The sequence below is a fragment of the Novosphingobium sp. NDB2Meth1 genome, assembly GCF_900117425.1.
Taxonomy (GTDB): Bacteria; Pseudomonadota; Alphaproteobacteria; order Sphingomonadales; family Sphingomonadaceae; genus Novosphingobium.
Genome location: NZ_FPEH01000015.1, coordinates 136,553 through 153,184, shown reverse-complemented (window position 1 = coordinate 153,184; position 16,632 = coordinate 136,553). Strand labels below are relative to the sequence as shown.

The following is a 16,632-nucleotide window of genomic DNA, read 5'->3' as shown; positions in this document are numbered from 1 at the left end:
GTTTGTACGACTGTCAGACCAGAAGATGAAGCGCTACAGCCGCTTCCACATCAGCGCTTCGTCGGCATAGACGTCGCCGCGCCGCACGGATTCCGGCTCGATCGCATAGAGCTCATAGCCGTGGCGTTCATAGAGCGCTTTCGCCCGCGCGTTGTCGGCCATCAGGGTGAGTTGCAGCTGGCGCAGGCCGATAGTGCGGGCAGCTTCTTCCAAGGCATCCAGAATGCGCGCGGCAGCACCGGTACCGCGTGCGGCAGGCACCGCGTACATGCCCCAGACGAGGCCCTTGTGATCGAGCTTTTCGCCCGCAAGACGGCTGAGCCCGCCGACGGCGAGCCACGGGCCGTCTTCCTGCATCACGGCATAGACATGATCGCGCGCCAGCCGGTCGCGCCAGGCGGTCTCGCCCAGTGCCGCATCATCCGCGGCGGCACCGCGAAAGCTCATCGCTTCGGCATCGAACATGGCGCGGCGCAGCGCGAGGAAGCGCGGCGCATCATCGGGGGTCAGTCTCACGATTTCCATGCGGCGGGGCCTAAGGGCTTCTCACGGCGCAATTGTGGCAACTTCCGTCAGTGGAAATCGCGCGACTTGGGGATCACCCGCACGTTGCGTGGATGGCTGCGCGCGGGCGGCCCCATCCGGCCGACGACAGGTCGGTTGACCTCGTCGGCACGTGCCATCGCAGGCTGGAGCGCATCGTCTGACAGACGCGCGAGGCCTTCGCTGGCGTCGGTCAGGTGCTGGGCGATCACGTGGATAACCTCGTCATCGTATTCCACGCGGCCCCGCACTTCCATCAGCCGCGCCCCCATCACCACGCTGCGCTGCTTTTCCTTGAGATCGGGCCAGATCACGAGGTTGATCACCCCGGTCTCGTCCTCCAGCGTGATGAAGCACACGCCCTTGGCGCTGCCCGGCTGCTGGCGCACCAGCACGACGCCGGCCACGCGCACCATCGAGCGCACCTTGCGCATCCGCAGGTCTGCCGCGCGCACGAAGCCGCGTTCGGCGAGCTCGGCGCGCAGGAAGGCCATCGGGTGCGCCTTCAGCGAGAGCCGCAGCGTCTGGTAGTCGGCAACGACTTCCTCGGAGAGCGGCATCATGGGCAGACGGGTTCGCACGCGTTCCTCGCCCTGATCGCGCGCATCGGCGGCGGCGAACAGCGGCAGCGGCGGTGCGGCGACCAGGCTGCGCGCATCCCACAGCGCCTGCCGCCGCGAGAGGCCGAGCGAGCCCAGCGCATCGGCCGCCGCGAGCCGCTCGATCATCGCGGGCGAAAGCCCCGCGCGCGCCTTGAGCGCTCCGGCATCGGCAAATCTCCCGCCCGCCTCGCGCGCCGAAACGAGCGCGGCGGCGACATGTTCAGGGAGGCCATCGATCTGGCGCAGGCCAAGCCGGAGCGCCGCGCCGTCCTCCTCCAGCGTGCAGTCCCACATCGAATGGTTCACATCGGCCGGGAGCACGATGACACCATGCTCCACTGCATCGCGCACGATCTGCGCCGGCGCGTAGAAGCCCATCGGCTGCGAATTGAGCAGGCCGCAGGCGAACGCTGCCGGGTAGTGGCACTTGATCCATGACGAGACGTAGACGAGATGGGCGAAGCTGGCGGCATGGCTTTCGGGAAAGCCGTATTCACCGAAGCCCCGGATCTGGTTGAAGCAGCGCTGCGCGAAGTCGCGGTCATAGCCGCGCGCGGTCATGCGCTCTACCATCATGTCCTGCAGTTCCTCGACCATCCCGCGCCGCCGGAAGGTCGCCATGGCCTTGCGCAAGCGGTTGGCCTCGGCGCCCGAGAACTTCGCCGCATCGAGCGCGATCTTCATCGCCTGTTCCTGGAAGATCGGCACGCCGAGCGTGCGGCCGAGGATCGAGGTCAGTTCGTCCGGCGGGCCGAAGGCGGGGCCCGGCGCGGGGATGCTGACGGCTTCCTCCCCCCGCCGCCGCCGGAGGTAGGGGTGGACCATGTCGCCCTGGATCGGCCCGGGGCGCACGATGGCGACCTGGATCACGAGATCGTAGAACTCGCGCGGGCGCAGGCGCGGCAGCATGTTCATCTGCGCGCGGCTTTCCACCTGGAACACCCCCAGCGAATCGCCCTTGCACAGCATGGCGTAGACCGCCGGATCCTCGCGCGGGACCGTGGCAAGCGTGAGGGTGCGGCCATGATGCTCGCCGAGGAGATCGAGGCATTTCCTGATGCAGGTGAGCATCCCGAGCGCCAGCACATCGACCTTGAGGATGCCGAGCGCGTCGATATCGTCCTTGTCCCACTCGATGAAACTGCGGTCCACCATGGCGCCATTGCCGATCGGCACCGTCTCGGTCAGCGGCCCCTGCGTGAGGATGAAGCCGCCGACATGCTGCGAAAGATGGCGTGGCATGCCAATCATCTGCTCGGTTAATTTGAGAACCCGCTTGAGGTGTGGATCGGAAAGATCGAGCCCAGCCTGCGCGACATTCTTCTCCGCCACCTCGCTGCCCCACCCGCCCCAGACGGTGCGCGCAAGCGCAGCGGTGACGTCTTCGGTGAGGCCCATCGCCTTGCCCACCTCGCGGATCGCCATGCGCGGGCGGTAATGGATCACCGTCGCGCAGAGCCCGGCGCGCTGGCGGCCATAGCGGCGGTAGATGTACTGAATCACTTCCTCGCGCCGCTCGTGCTCGAAATCGACGTCGATATCGGGCGGTTCCTTGCGCTCTTCCGAGATGAAACGATCGAACAGCAGGGCGTGGCGCGCCGGGTCCACCGCCGTGATGCCGAGGCAGTAGCAGACCGCCGAATTGGCCGCCGAGCCGCGCCCCTGACACAGGATCGGTGGATCCTGATTGCGCGCAAAATCAACGATATCCTTGATGGTCAGAAAGTAGGTTGCGAGGTTCAGCTTGCCGATCAGCGCCAGTTCGCGTTGCAGCGTGGTGCGCACGCTTTCGGGTACGCCGGAGGGGTAGCGGCCATCTGCCCCCACCCAGGTCCGCTCCTCCAGCCATTCCTGCGGGGTGCGGCCTTCGGGGCAGATTTCCTCGGGATATTCATAGCGCAGTTCGTCGAGGCTGAAGGTGCAGGCGTCGGCGAGGTCGCGGGCAGCCGTGATGGCGTGGGGCCAGCGCTCGAACAGGCGGAGCATCTCGTCGGGCGACTTCAGGTGCCGCTCGGCATTGGGATGCAACAGGTGCCCCGCGCGCGCGACGGTGGTCTTGTGCCGGATCGCGGTCATGACGTCCTGCAGGGGACGCCGCGCAGCCTCGTGGTAATGTACGTCGTTGGTCGCGAGCAGGCTGAGGCCATGCTCGCGGGCCATGGCATCGAGCGCGTTGATCCGGGCGATGTCGTCCCCGCTGTAGAGGTAGCTCGCGGCCATGTGGCGCAGGCTCGGCAGGCTGTGGACAAGTCTGGGCACAAGCGCAGGAAAAGGCAGGGAAAGCCTGTGACTTCCCCCCTCCCGCTTGCGGGAGGGGTCGGGGGTGGGCTGTTCGGGCGTAGCGCTTGCCGCCTGCCCACCCCTAACCCCTCCCGCAAGCGGGAGGGGGATCACGTTGCTCTCGGCCGCGATCGTGAGTGTCTGCTCCAGATCATCGGGTGGCAGCAGCACGAGATGCACCCCCTCGCTGTGCGCGGCGAGCATCGTAAGGTCGATCTCGCACACCCCCTTGGCCTGCCACTCGCCATCGGGGCGGGCCATGCGACCGGCGGAAATCAGGCGGCAGAGGCGGCCATAAGCGGCCCGGTCGGTCGGATAGGCGAGGAAGGCGAGGCCTTCGACCGTCTCGATCCGGCAGCCGATCACCGGGCGCAGGCCGAGCGCCTTTGCCTCACCATGCACGCGCACAACACCGGCCATCGAATTGGCATCGGCCACGCCCATGGCATCGTAGCCGAGGCGGTGGGCAGCGAGGACGAGATCGACCGGGTCGGAAGCCCCGCGCAGGAACGAGAAGCAGGTTACAAGGCCGAGTTCGACGAAAGGCGCGCGGACAGGCGCTGCCGAGAATTGATCGGGCGAAACATGCCGCCTGCCCGGGGTGAGCGGGCCTTCAGGCACAAAACCCCTGCAGGAACCATTCGGGTGCGTCGCCGCGACCATCGGTGGCAAGGCCGTGGCGGTAGATCCAGTAGCGGCGGCCGGTGCTGTCCTCGATGCGGTAATAATCGCGCAGGCGCACGGTACTCCGTTCGCGCCACCATTCGGGGGCGATGCGTTCCGGTCCTTCGGCGCGGGCGATTTCGTGGACGCCGCCGCGCCAGCGGAACAGGCGCGGGAGCCCGTCTGGTGCCTCGTAGATCACCGCGATGGGTTCGGGCCGATCAAGCAGCTTCAGAGGCCGTTCGTGGAACGCGAAGTCTTCCTGCAGGCCAGGCTGCGGCGCCAGCGGCGGTGTCCAGCGCTGGGCGCGTTCGGGCAGATGGCTGGCGCGCGGCAGCGGGCGGCGCACCGCCCCCTCGCCCAGCCGCACGGTCAGCCGGTCCATGCAGGCGGCAAGGCTGGTGCCGTGGCGCTCGGCAGCGGCATCGAGATCGGCTTGCGCGAGGGCCAGCGGTTCGGTCCACGGTGCGATGAGGCGCACGAGTTCGATCCCGAAGCCGGCGTCGAGATCATCGAGCCGCGCTGCAAACAGGCGGCAGACATGCGCGGGATCGCGCGTGGCAGCCGCCATCTCCAGCCGCCGCGCGAGGACATCACCATCGACCTTCCATGCCGCCAGCTCGAGCCTGCGCGCGCCCTCCCCCCTTGCCTCCAGCGCGCGCGCCATGTCCTCGGCAAGGTCTGCCAGCACGCGGTCAAGCAGGGAGCGGTGGCGGATCGGCTCCATCAGGCGGCGCTGGACCATCGGCTGCTCTTGGCCGATCACCGGCAGCAGCGGCTCGGGAACGCGGCCAAGGAGCTGGTCGAGCCGCACCAGCGGATTGGCGGCAGGCGCGCGGCGGGTGCGGAAACGGCGGGCGAGCGCTTCGCGGCCGATACCGGCCAAGTCCTCGATCCGTTTGAGGCCGAGGCGGCGCAGCAGGAGAAGCACCTCGTCATCGAGCCGCAGCGCCGCGACCGGGAGCGGGCCGAGGCGCTCGAGCATCGCCTCGCCCTCCAGCACCGCGCCATCGGGGCCATAATGCGCCAGGGCCCAAGCGGCGCCTGCCGTAGGAGCCATCGCCACGCGCGCAAGAAGGCCGCGCCGCCGCAACTGTGCGCGGGCGTCCGCCAGCAATGCCGCTTCTCCGCCGAACAGGTGCGCCGCGCCGGTCGTGTCGACAATCAGGCCATCGGGCGGATCGAGCGCAGACCACGGCCCCCAGCGCTGCGCCCAGAGCGCGAGGGCTTCGAGGAAGGCGAGGTCTCCGGCGGGATCGGCCGGGCGCACGGCAAGCGAAGGGCAAAGCGTGCGCGCGTCCGCCAGCATTGCACCGGTCCGCACGCCTTGCTCAGCGCCCGCAATGTTCACCGCCGCGATGCGCGGGCCGTGGGCGGTTTCGGCAATCAGCGCGAGCGGGGCGGCGTCGCTCCCCTGCCCCCGCCTGCAGCCTTCAGCCAGCCGCCAGCGATCGAGCGCCAGATCCGCGCACCAGATCGCCATGATCCGGCGCGACAGGGGCTGCGACGAGAGCATTGCCGTCATCACGCAAGGTCCAGTGTCCGGGTTGAAAGGTGTGCGCGCGGAAAAGCTCGGCCTGCCATGCAGGCTGGCCCGGCGCTTGCGGGTTCCAGCGCGGCGGCGGCGAGGCGGCAGCAGCGGCGCGCCAGCGCATCCGTGCCGAGCCGAGATCGGTCCGCGCATCGAGCCGCACCAGCCACAGCGCGGTGCCGTGCTTTTCCGCCGCCAGGCTGAGGCGGCGCGAGGCGGTGAAATCGAGCGCGCGCGGATTGCCCGCGATCTCCCCGATCACGAAGGCAAGATCGCGGCAGCGCAGCCCTTCCTCCAGCGCGAAAAGTGCATCCTCTGGCGTGTTGGCGGCGACGTGGATCAGGCGGTGGCGCAGATGCTCCGGCAGGCCCGGGCGATAGGGACGGCCCGAAAGCCGCAGCGCCGCCTTGTCCTGCACCCAGAGCCAAGGGCGCTGATCCTCCGCCTCTGCATGCAGGGCATCACGCGCCAGAGCCAATGCAAGCGCCGCGCCGGTCGCCTCTCCGCCGGATGCGAAGACTTCGGTATGGCGGCAGGAGGCGGCGATCCCCGGCTTCCAGCGTGCGGACTTGGACAGCACACGCGGCGCAGACCCGCGCCGCAATCCGGCAGGGAGCGGCGGGGAAAGAACATGGACTTCGGAACAGGCTTCGATTCGGTTCATGTTCCTATTATGTTCTTATTCTCCCGCCATGCAAGCGCCCCTGCCCCTCCATGCAAAAGGGCCGCCTCCCCGGGGGAAGCGGCCCTTCTGAAAGGCGCTGGCGCAACCGGTCAGGCGACCGGAGGCACCGGCTGCGGCGGCACGTCGCTGTCTCCCTCGTGCACTTCGACCGTGCCGCGCCCGACATGGCTGCGGCTGCGGCTATAGGTGTAATAGACGAAGAGGCCCGCAATCGCCCAGCCGAAGAACAGCTGGATCGTCACCGCCGAGAGGCTGAAGAACAGATAGATGCAGCCCGCGATCGAGATCGGCGCGACGATGTTCACCGCCGGGGTCCGGAACGGACGGTGCCGGTTGGGCTCGGTCCGGCGCAGCACGATCACCGCCACCGAAACCGCAGCGAAAGCAAACAGCGTACCGGAGTTCGACACGTCGGCCAGCAGGCCCACCGGGAAGAAAGCGGCGAAAACCGAAACGAACACGCCGGTCATGATCGTGATCACATGCGGCGTGCGGAAGCGCGGGTGAATCTTCGAGAAGAACTCCGGCAGCAACCCGTCGCGGCTCATCACGAAGAAGATGCGGGTCTGGCCGAACATCATCATCAGGATGACCGAAGGCAGCGCAAGGATCGCCGCCGCGCCGACCAACCAGCCGACGAAGGGATAGCCGACGATGCGCAGCGTCCAGGCCAGTGCTTCCTTCGAACAGACGACGGCATTGTCCTGGATCGCGGCGCAGGCGGCCGACAGTGCAGGCGTACCCGGCGAGAGAATCTCGCCATTGGGGCCGGCCATCGGCTGCGCACCGACTGTGCCGATCACCCCGGCGGCGACCAGCATGTAGAACACGGTGCAGATACCGAGGCTGCCGATCAGGCCGATCGGCATGTTGCGCTGCGGGTTCTTGGTTTCCTCCGCTGCGGTGGAAACCGCATCGAAGCCGACGTAAGCGAAGAAGATCGAAGCCGCGGCCGCCGAAATCCCGCTGAAACCGTTGGGCGCGAAAGGCACGAACTTGCCAGTGTGGATCACCGGCAGCGTGAGCGCGACGAACAGCGAAAGTGCGGTGATCTTGATCGCCACGAGCACAGCGTTCACCGTAGCGCTTTCCTTGGTACCAAGCACGAGCAACCAAGTGATCAGGCCCGCAATAGCCATCGCCGGCAGGTTGATCACCCCGCCATCAAACGGACCGCGCACAAGTGTCAGCGGTATGTCGAGATGGAAGCTCGTGTTGAGCCAGCCGACCATGTAGCCCGACCAGCCGACCGAGACCGCCCCTGCCGCGATCGCGTATTCAAGGATCAGTGCCCAGCCGACCATCCACGCCACAAGCTCGCCCATCACGGCGTAGCTGTAGGTGTAGGCCGAGCCCGAGACCGGCACCATCGCGGCCATTTCCGCGTAGCACAGCGCCGCCACCGCGCAGACGAAACCGGCGATGATGAAGCTGATCATCATGCCGGGCCCCGCCTTCTGCGCCGCCTCTGCGGTCAGCACGAAGATGCCAGTGCCAATGACGGCGCCGACGCCGAGCATGGTGAGCTGGAACGCGCCGAGCGAACGATGCAGCGATTTCTTCTCGGCAGTTGCAAGAATGGCGTCGAGAGGTTTGACGCGACCGAACATTGATATCTCCCGCCTTGGTCCGGCATGCCACATGCGCCCTGCCCACCCATTGCGCGGGCGCGGCTGCCGATCACCAGGTTTTGCTGACACAAGTGCTAGCGCCGCCAATCGCCGCCGCAAAGCGCTTTTTCCACGGGCCCGTGGATCGCCGCGGAACAGTCATAAACCGAAACGGACCTAGCCTTGCGGCTTCGTGACATTGGTCTAAAAGCGCAAGCCCAGCGACAGGGAACCTCGCGAATGTCCACGACCTACGTTCTCGACACCTCGACCAGCCGCGCGCACCCGACGCCGGCGCCGATGAAGCGGCTCAACATTCCCGGCATCCGCCAGCGCAAGGTGGACGGAGTGACGGCGCAGCCGGTGGTCATGCTGACCGCCTATACCGCGCGCCAGGCCCAGCTGCTCGATGCGCATTGCGACCTGCTGCTCGTCGGGGATTCGCTCGGTCAGGTCATCTACGGCCTGCCCTCCAGCGTGCCGGTAACGCTCGACATGATGTGCGCCCACGGCGCCGCCGTCGTGCGCGGCTCGTATCACGCGGCGGTCGTGGTCGATATGCCATTCGGCGCCTATGAAAGCTCGCCGCAGCACGCGTTCGAAAGCGCCTCGCGCGTGCTCAAGGAAACCGGGTGCGATGCGATCAAGCTCGAAGGCGGGGTCGCGATGGCTGAAACGGTAGCGTTCCTGACCCAGCGCGGCATCCCGGTGATGGGCCATGTCGGTCTCACTCCGCAGGCGGTCAATGTGCTCGGCGGCTATAACGCGCGCGGGCGCAGCGCAGCGGAAGCGGAAAAGATCGTCGGCGATGCGCGCGCGATTGCCGAGGCAGGCGCCTTCGCCATCGTCGTCGAAGGCGTGGTCGAGCCGCTGGCGGTGACGATCACGCAGGCCGTCCCCTGCCCCACCATCGGAATCGGCGCTTCGGCGCAGTGCGACGGACAAGTGCTGGTCACCGACGACATGCTCGGCATGTTCGAGCGCACCCCGCGCTTCGTGAAAATCTACGAACACCTCGCCGAAACGATCTCCGCCGCCGCCGCGACCTATGCCGAAGAAGTGCGCGCCCGCACCTTTCCGGGGGTGGAACAGACGTATCAGCCGAAGTAAGGGACGAACCGGCCGGTATCACCTGGCCACCACGGGACCACAACTTGCTCAAGAACTTCGGCGGTTCGATCGCCTTCACGCTTGTCTGCCTTGCGCTGGCGGCCGTCTACGGCTGGTTCCAGACCGCATCGTTGCCCGCGACCCTCAGCGTTCTGTGGATCGTGGTGATGCTCTCGGTGCTCGAGGTCTCGCTCTCGTTCGACAACGCGGTGGTGAACGCCGTCGTGCTGCGCGAGATGGACGAGATCTGGCAGCGCCGGTTCCTGACGTGGGGCATGGTGATCGCGGTGTTCGGCATGCGCATCGTGTTCCCGCTCGCCATTGTCGCGATTGCGGCGGGCATGGGGCCGATGGACGCGCTGCGCATCTCGCTCACCGAGCCGGCGCGCTATGAAGCCATTGTTTCCAGCGCACATGTCGGCATCGCAGGTTTTGGTGGAGCGTTCCTGGCGATGGTCGGCCTTTCGTTCTTCTTCGATGGCGAAAAGGACGTGCACTGGATCACCGGCATCGAGCGCGTGCTGGCGCGGTTTGCCGATATCAAGGCGGCGGAAATCGCGATCCTGCTCTTCGCGCTTTACGGCGTGTCGCTGCTGCTCCCGGCGGACGAGGCGCTGACGTTCCTCGGCGCGGGCGCGCTGGGGATCGTGACGTTCATCGCGGTGGAAGCCATCGGCACGCTGCTGGAAATGCAGGAAGCGGCGCAGAAGGCGGCCGGGCAGGTCGTCCGCTCGGGCCTTGGCGGGTTCCTCTATCTCAACGTGCTCGATGCCTCGTTCAGCTTTGACGGAGTGATCGGGGCGTTTGCGCTTTCCAACAACATGGTTGTCATCGCACTCGGTCTTTCCATCGGTGCGATGTTCGTGCGGTCGCTGACGCTCATGCTTGTGCGCAACGGTACGCTGTCGGAATATCGCTACCTCGAACACGGCGCATTCTGGGCGATCGTGGCGCTGGCCGCGATCATGCTGATCTCGGCGCATGTGGAGATTCCGGAGACCGTCACGGGCCTCATCGGCGCGGTGCTCATCGGCCTCTCGCTGTTGTGGTCGGTCCGCCACAAGCGCCGCTTCCCCGATAGCGAGATCGAGGAAGCTCTGCGGGCGGAGTGAGCCGCCTTCGAATGCACTCCCCCCAAACCCGCTCATGCTGAGCTTGTCGAAGCATTATGCCCGGCGGTCGCGCCACCACCCTTCGACAGGCTCAGGGTGAGCGGACTTGGGACCTGTCCGAGGTTCCGCCCCTCAATCGAGCGGCACGGACGCCAGCTTCGGCGCAGGCGCAGGCGTGCCGAGGAAGCGCGGCGCGGGCGCGGGCATCGTCATCCCGCCATCCTCCACGAAGGTGCCGCGCGCCGCGTTGTGCGGGTGATGTGGCGCTTCCTTGAGGCTGAGGACGGGCGCGAAGCAGATGTCGGTGCCGTCCATGATCGCTTCCCACTCGGCGCGCGTCTTGGTCTTGATCAGCCCCGCGACCTTGGCCTTGAGCGCGGGCCACTGTGACTGATCGTGCTGCGCCGCCATCGCGGGATCGGCGCCAAGCCCCGACTTCTCCATCAGCAGCGCGTAGAATTGCGGCTCGATTGAACCCAGCGCGATCCACTTGCCGTCGCTCGTTTCGTACGTGTCATAGAAGTGGGCGCCGCCGTCGAGCAAGTTGACCCCGCGCTCATCCTTCCACTGGCCGTTGCCGAAGAACGTCCAGGTCATCGCTGAAAGCACCGCCGCGCCATCGACCATCGCGCAGTCGATCACCTGCCCCTTGCCGGTGCGCTGGGCCGAAAGCACGCCCGCCAGCACGCCGAACGCCATGACCATGCCGCCGCCGCCGAAATCGCCCACCGCGTTGACCGGGAACTGCGGCTTGCCGCCCGCCGCGCCATAAGTGTGCAGCGCGCCAGCCAGCGCGATGTAATTGATGTCATGCCCAGCCAGCGGCGCCATCGGGCCATCCTGTCCCCAGCCGGTCATGCGGCCATAGACAAGGCGCGGATTGTCGGCGAGCAGCACGTCCGGCCCGAGCCCGAGCCGCTCCATCACGCCCGGGCGGTAGCCTTCGATCAGTGCGTCGGCGGTCTTCACCAGCTCGCGGATGCGGGCAATCGAGGCGGGATCCTTGAGGTCGAGCTCGATCCGCATGCGGTTGCGGTTCAGGATGTCGCGGTTGCCGGCATCGCCGGTGCGGCCGGGCTTGCCGGGACGGTCGATGCGGATGACCTTGGCGCCGTGGTCGGCCAGCATCATGCAGGCGAAGGGACCGGGGCCGATGCCCGCAAACTCGAGAACCGTCAGACCTTCCAGCGCACCAGCCATCTCTCACCCCTTATGTTTTAACCGATCGGTTGAAACGAGGTTTGCCGCGCGATCGCGCCGCTGTCGAGCCTTATTGCACCGCTTCGGGCTGACCGCGCGCTGCGAGTGCGCGCGACACGGCAACATAAGCATCCCGTCGCGGCCCTTTGGCCCACGAGGCGGCCAGCAGCTTCATCGCCAGCACGCTCTGCGGGTTCTGCGCGAGATAGCGCGAGGTCATGGAATCAGCGTCGCTGATGCGGCCGAGCGCCCGTAGTGTGGCGTCCATCCGCCGCAGCACCTGCTCGTTGAAGCGGATCGATGCGCCGTTCTGATAGTCGGCCAGGGCGCCCGCCATGTCGCCGCGCATGGTGCGCACATCCCCGGCCAGCAGGTGCGCTTCCGCCGCGCCGGGATTGGCATCGCGCAAACGGTCTGCAGCAGCCTGCGCCTCGTCCTTGCGTCCTTCCTTCAGCAGCGCGCGGATATAGGGCACTGTCGTCTGCGCCTGACCCGGCGCGTCAATATAGGCCGCGCCCAGCACGGACGCGCTGAACTGCGTCGGCAGCGGCACCGGGCCATGCGCCATGGGATGGGCAGCACGGGCAAACAGCGCATCGGCCCGCGCCTTGTTGCCCAGCCGCCGCCAGCTCTGGCCGACCAGCCGCAGCGTATAGGGCACCGCGAAGGCCCTGTCGGCGTCGCCGTCGAACCGGGCTACCAGCGGCTGGTCGCTCCCTTGCCGCGCCATCGCGCGCAGCAGGATCTGCCGCGCCTCCAGATTGTCGGGCTGCAGCCGCACCAGCCGGTCGAACTGTTCGACCGCCACGTTGGTGTTCCCCGCGCGGTATTCGAGCACGCCCGTCAGCAGGATCGCCGCCGGCATGTCGCGGAAGGCATTGCCGGTGCGCTGCAGGATCGTGCGCGCCAGGTCGGTCTGCCCGGCCCGCGCCGCCAGCACCGCCTGCAGGAACGCCGGACGCGGGTTCTTGGGATCGACCTGCGCCAGCTTGCGGCAGACGATCAGCATCGCGCGGTAGTCACCCATGTCGCCCAGCGTCGCGGCATATTCGCCGAGCAGCGCCGGATCATCAGGCCGCACCTTGAGCCCCGCCTCGAACCATGGCAGCGCGGCGGCGAGGCCATACTGCTCGCGGATCAGCAGGCCCCGGAAGGCGAGCGCTCGGGCATTCTTCGGATCGAGCGCGACGGCGCGGTCCGCAGCCTCGATCGATTGCAGCTGTTCCCCGCCCGAGAAACGCAGCGCGGCAATCGCGACCCAGAGGTCGGAATCTTTGGAATTGGCCCTCAGCGCCGCATCAAAGGCATTCGCCGCACCGCGCAGATTGCCCTCGGCCAGCGCAATCTGGCCACGCACACGCCAGCCGAGCGCTTCGGTGCCGGGAGCAAAGCTTCCGCCTTCGAGCACCTTGCGCGCTTCCGCCCGGTCGCCCTCGGCCAGCAGCGCCTCGCCCAGATGCGCGCGCAGTTCGTCTTCGCGCGCACCGTTCTTGATTGCCGCGCGCAGCATGACTTCGGCCGAGACCGGATCGCGCCGCTCGATCGCCGCCTGCGCCTTGGCACGCAGATCGTCGAGCCGCGAGGCGCCGACGGCCGGGCCCGCCAGCAGCAGCACGCCCACCGCAACCACAAGAATACCGCGTCCCCCCACACCGCTCACCCTGAGCCTGCCGAAGGGTGCCCGCGCAACCGCTGTGCAGGCATGCTTCGACAAGCTCAGCATGAGCGGAACTTGGGGCATGAGACCGGCAAACTGCATGCCCGCTTAGTGCTGGAGGTCGTACTGCTTGAGGAGATCATAGAGCGTCGGCCTGCTGATCCCCAGCAGGCGCGCCGTGTTCGAGATATTGCCCTCGCTGCGCGCCAGAGCATGCCGGATCATCTTGCGGTCGGTCGCCTCGCGCGCGGACTTGAGGTTGAGCGGGTTGGCCTCGTCCTCGCCCGGCTCGGCAAGGTCGAGGTCGCTCGCGGAGACGAGCTTGCCATCGGCCATGATCACCGCGCGCTTCACCCGGTTCTCGAGTTCGCGCACGTTGCCGGGCCAGGTCCACGCGTCGATGGCGGCCAGTGCATCGGGCGCGAAGCCCTTGACCGAGGGGTTCATCTCGGCGGCAAACCGCGTGAGGAAGGCCTTGGCCAGCAGCGCTGCATCGCCCGGCCGCTCGGCGAGGCTCGGGATGCGGATCACGATCTCGGCAAGGCGGTAGAACAAGTCCTCACGGAACCGACCGTCAGTGATCATCGCCTCGAGGTTCTGGTGCGTCGCGCAGACGATGCGCGTATCGACTTCGATCGAACGCCGCCCGCCGATGCGTTCGATCGTGCGCTCCTGCAGGAAGCGCAGCAGCTTGACCTGCAGCGGGAAGGGAATGTCGCCCACTTCGTCGAGGAACAGCGTGCCGCCGCTCGCCTGCTCGATCTTGCCCTCGGTGGTCTTGACCGCGCCGGTGAACGCGCCTTTCTCGTGGCCAAACAGCTCGCTTTCGAGCAGGTTTTCCGGGATCGCCGCGCAGTTGATCGCAACGAACGCACCCTGTCGCCGCGGGCTCGCCTCATGCAGCCCGCGCGCAAGGAGTTCCTTGCCGGTCCCGCTCGCGCCCAGCAGCATTACCGAGACATTGGTGCCCGCCACGCGTTCGATCGTGCGCGCGACCTTCACCATTTCCGGCGCACCGGTGATCATCCGGCCCAGCACCTTGTTGCCTTCGGGCGCCCGCTCGGCAAGCTGGCGGTTCTCCGCCTCGATCTTGTGGAGATGCAGCGCGCGGCGCACGATCAGGCCCAGCGCATCGATATCGACCGGTTTGGCGTAGAAATCATAGGCGCCCTGCTGGATCGCCCTGAGGGCGCTTTCCCGTGCACCATGGCCGCTGGCGACGATCACTTTGGTATCGGGCTTCAGCGCCATGATCGCATCGAGCACGGCAAAGCCTTCGCTGGTGCCATCCGGATCGGGCGGCAGGCCGAGGTCAAGCGTCACCACCGCCGGCTCTTCCGACCGCAGCAGCGCGAGCGCGGTCTGGCGGTCGCCCGCGATGAGCACCTCGAAATCCTCGTAGGCCCATTTGAGCTGCGCCTGCAGGCCCGGATCATCCTCGACGATGAGGAGCTTGGGGAGCGCCTTCGCGGGCGCCGGGGGGCGGTCCTGGATCATCATGCCACTTTCTTGTCACTGGGCTTGTCGTCTGACGCAACGTCAGGATGTGTTTCGAGTTCGGTCGCCACCACCAGCGGCAGGCGCACCGAGAACCGGCTGCCGAGCCCCTCGCGGCTCTCCACTTCAAGGCGCCCGTTCATCGCCCGCACCAATTCGCGCGCTTCGAATGCACCGATGCCGAAGCCGCCCGCCTTGGTCGAGACGAAGGGCGTGAACAGCCGGCTCTGCACGAAGTCCGCGCTCATCCCGCTGCCGGTGTCGGCCACCTCAATGACGCCATTGAAGCCGTCGAGCCGGGTCTGGAGCAGCACCGCCATGCCGGGCTGACTGGCATCGATCGCGTTCTGAACGAGATGCGCGAGCACTTGTTCGAGCGTCTCGCGGCTCGCCGTGACGAGGCATGGCTGGCCCGGAGTTGCATAGACCGGGCACTCGCCCCCGGCCTCGCGATAACGCGCGGCGACGGCTTCGATCACTTCAGCCGCATCGATCGCTTCCAGCCGCTGCACGCCGCCAGCGCCGTAACGCGATAGCCGCGCCAGCAGCGCGTTGAGCTTGTCCGCCGAGTTGGTGAGCGTCACCAGCATGTCCTTGCGGAAGGCCGGGTTGTCGGCATGGCGCTCGGCATTGCGCGCCAGCAGCGCGAGCTGGCTGGCGAGGTTCTTGATGTCGTGCATCACGAAAGCGATGCGGCGGTTGAATTCGTCGAACCGGCTTGCCTCGAGCAGCGCGCTCTGCCCGTTGTGCTCGGCGATGTAGCTTGCAAGCTGCTGGCCGACGACGCGCAGGAGGTCGAAGTCCTCCCAATCGAGCTTGCGTGCGAGCGGCGGGCGGCCGAGCACGACCAGCCCCACCAGCCTGTCGAAATGCACGAGCGGAACCAGCGCCCAGGCTCCGGTTTCCTCAACCAGCCACCGCGGCATCAGCGCCGCCTCGCCTTCATGGTCGGTCCCGGCGCGCACTTCATCCAGGTCGACGATGAAGCCGCGCCGCTCGAAGAACTGCGCGGTTTCCACCGGCATTGCCTCAGCCGGCACTTCGGCCGTCGGCCACTGCCAGCGCGCGGCCAGCACGAGATCGCCGCCCTCGCCCGGTATCAGCATGAGGCCGCTGGCGCTGTCGGTGATGTCCGCCAGCGCCTGCACCACGCGCGCGTGCAGCGGCGCAGCACCCGGCCCGCCGCGGCCGATCGTGCGGGTGAAGCGCAGCCATTCGGCGCGGTAGTCATAGCGGTGCTGGAAGAAGTGCTTGGCCAGCATCACATTGAGCCAGCCGCGCAGCCGCCCCGATGGCACCAGCGCGAGGATCACCACCGTTGTTGCAAAGGCAAAGCCCAGCTGCGCCAGCTGGCTGACATCGCCGCCCAGCCATGCGACCGACTGGGCCGCCGCCACCATCAGGATCAGGTAACCGCCGATCACGAGCAGCGAAAGCGACTGGAACGCCACCGAGCGGCTGGGCGAGAACCGCAGCGCCGAGCCTCCGCGCATTGCCCCGACCGAAACCAGCAGAACCACGCCGATCTGGATCAGGCCCCGCAGCGCCACCATTTCCTGCGGGATAAGATGCCCGAGATAGGCGATCGTGTAGAAATTGAGATCATAGCCCCACATCAGCGCGAGCGCGAGCGCAGTCCAGCGCACGGCATCGCGCTGCCCGCTGATCGCGCCGACATAGAGGTTGTGCACCAGCACCAGCGCGCCCGTCGTCAACAGCAGGCGGAACATCACCGAAAGCTGGAAGATCATCGCGGCAGCGGAGTCGATCCCGGCAAAGCGGATCGCCAGGACGAGCAGCACGACCTGGAGCAGCTCGACCATCGCAAGTACCGCCAGCACCGGACGCACCTGCACCACGCTGGTATGCCGATTGTCGCGCGCGAACAGCGAGTAGACGATCCCCAGCCAGCCGAGGTTGCGGATGAGCTCGAAGACTTGCGTGATCGCCACGTTCTGCCCGAACGAGGAGGCGAGGAGACACCAGGCCGTTGTCAACGCCAGGGCCGCGATCAGCGCCCGGCTGGTCTCTTTGCCTCGCCGGTGCCGGTCAACCAGCCACACGGTGAGCAGCATCGCCGCGAACGCCGCGATGAGATTGCTCCACTGGCTGAGGCCGGTCCATTCGAGCGGGCTGTGCATG

Annotated in this window: 11 protein-coding genes; 2 read left to right on the top strand and 9 right to left on the bottom strand. The window is 67.3% G+C overall.

Translation table 11 applies throughout. The features are described from left to right. Positions 1-33: 33 nt before the first annotated feature. The 5 genes from NDB2M1_RS10250 to NDB2M1_RS10230 form a co-directional block, all read right to left on the bottom strand. Entirely contained in the window at positions 34-525 is a 492-nt protein-coding gene (locus tag NDB2M1_RS10250) for a GNAT family N-acetyltransferase (protein WP_072381991.1), read from the bottom strand. Between the two features lie 47 nt (positions 526-572). Continuing rightward, a complete protein-coding gene (locus tag NDB2M1_RS10245) occupies positions 573-4,046 on the bottom strand; it encodes an error-prone DNA polymerase (protein ID WP_072381989.1) in 3,474 nt (1,157 codons plus the stop codon). Beyond that, positions 4,039-5,613 (bottom strand): DNA polymerase Y family protein, encoded by a 1,575-nt coding sequence (locus NDB2M1_RS10240; RefSeq protein ID WP_253185840.1) that lies wholly within the window; start codon positions 5,611-5,613, stop codon positions 4,039-4,041. Before NDB2M1_RS10240 ends, NDB2M1_RS10245 begins: the two co-directional genes overlap by 8 nt. Further along, entirely contained in the window at positions 5,522-6,283 is a 762-nt protein-coding gene (locus NDB2M1_RS10235; RefSeq protein WP_253185839.1) for a hypothetical protein, read from the bottom strand. The genes NDB2M1_RS10240 and NDB2M1_RS10235 overlap by 92 nt, the downstream gene beginning before the upstream one ends. 110 nt (positions 6,284-6,393) lie before the next feature. Beyond that, the gene (locus NDB2M1_RS10230; RefSeq protein ID WP_054121235.1) at positions 6,394-7,914 is read right to left on the bottom strand and encodes an amino acid permease; all 1,521 of its coding nucleotides are present in this window, start codon (positions 7,912-7,914) and stop codon (positions 6,394-6,396) included. Between the two features lie 240 nt (positions 7,915-8,154). Here NDB2M1_RS10230 and panB point away from each other — a divergent pair, with 240 nt between their 5' ends. Next, positions 8,155-9,024, top strand: a complete 870-nt coding sequence (gene panB / locus NDB2M1_RS10225) for a 3-methyl-2-oxobutanoate hydroxymethyltransferase (protein WP_072381983.1) — start codon at positions 8,155-8,157, stop codon at positions 9,022-9,024. Positions 9,025-9,068: 44 nt separating this feature from the next. Beyond that, on the top strand, positions 9,069-10,136 hold the full coding sequence (locus NDB2M1_RS10220; RefSeq protein WP_072381981.1) for a DUF475 domain-containing protein: 1,068 nt from the start codon (positions 9,069-9,071) through the stop codon (positions 10,134-10,136). Positions 10,137-10,268: 132 nt separating this feature from the next. On the opposite strand, the gene NDB2M1_RS10215 is transcribed toward NDB2M1_RS10220, so the two are convergent. The 4 genes from NDB2M1_RS10215 to prsK all read right to left on the bottom strand — a co-directional run bounded on the left by NDB2M1_RS10215 (position 10,269) and on the right by prsK (position 16,631). Then, on the bottom strand, positions 10,269-11,336 hold the full coding sequence (locus NDB2M1_RS10215; RefSeq protein ID WP_072381979.1) for a CaiB/BaiF CoA transferase family protein: 1,068 nt from the start codon (positions 11,334-11,336) through the stop codon (positions 10,269-10,271). A 70-nt stretch (positions 11,337-11,406) separates the two neighbouring features. Beyond that, positions 11,407-13,077: a tetratricopeptide repeat protein gene (locus tag NDB2M1_RS10210; protein ID WP_253185838.1), complete on the bottom strand. Its 1,671-nt coding sequence runs from the start codon at positions 13,075-13,077 to the stop codon at positions 11,407-11,409. A gap of 24 nt (positions 13,078-13,101) precedes the next feature. Continuing rightward, the gene (gene prsR, locus NDB2M1_RS10205; protein WP_231624919.1) at positions 13,102-14,493 is read right to left on the bottom strand and encodes a PEP-CTERM-box response regulator transcription factor; all 1,392 of its coding nucleotides are present in this window, start codon (positions 14,491-14,493) and stop codon (positions 13,102-13,104) included. After that, entirely contained in the window at positions 14,490-16,631 is a 2,142-nt protein-coding gene (gene prsK, locus NDB2M1_RS10200; protein WP_072381977.1) for an XrtA/PEP-CTERM system histidine kinase PrsK, read from the bottom strand. The genes prsR and prsK overlap by 4 nt, the downstream gene beginning before the upstream one ends. Position 16,632 lies beyond the last annotated feature (1 nt).

Coding starts and splice junctions, on each gene's coding strand:
- NDB2M1_RS10250 (WP_072381991.1), bottom strand. CDS start 525: ATGGAAATCGTGAGACTGACCCCCGATGATGCGCCGCGCTTCCTCGCG.
- NDB2M1_RS10240 (WP_253185840.1), bottom strand. CDS start 5,613: ATGACGGCAATGCTCTCGTCGCAGCCCCTGTCGCGCCGGATCATGGCG.
- NDB2M1_RS10235 (WP_253185839.1), bottom strand. CDS start 6,283: ATGAACCGAATCGAAGCCTGTTCCGAAGTCCATGTTCTTTCCCCGCCG.
- NDB2M1_RS10230 (WP_054121235.1), bottom strand. CDS start 7,914: ATGTTCGGTCGCGTCAAACCTCTCGACGCCATTCTTGCAACTGCCGAG.
- panB (WP_072381983.1), top strand. CDS start 8,155: ATGTCCACGACCTACGTTCTCGACACCTCGACCAGCCGCGCGCACCCG.
- NDB2M1_RS10215 (WP_072381979.1), bottom strand. CDS start 11,336: ATGGCTGGTGCGCTGGAAGGTCTGACGGTTCTCGAGTTTGCGGGCATC.
- NDB2M1_RS10210 (WP_253185838.1), bottom strand. CDS start 13,077: ATGCCCCAAGTTCCGCTCATGCTGAGCTTGTCGAAGCATGCCTGCACA.
- prsR (WP_231624919.1), bottom strand. CDS start 14,493: ATGATGATCCAGGACCGCCCCCCGGCGCCCGCGAAGGCGCTCCCCAAG.
- prsK (WP_072381977.1), bottom strand. CDS start 16,631: ATGCACAGCCCGCTCGAATGGACCGGCCTCAGCCAGTGGAGCAATCTC.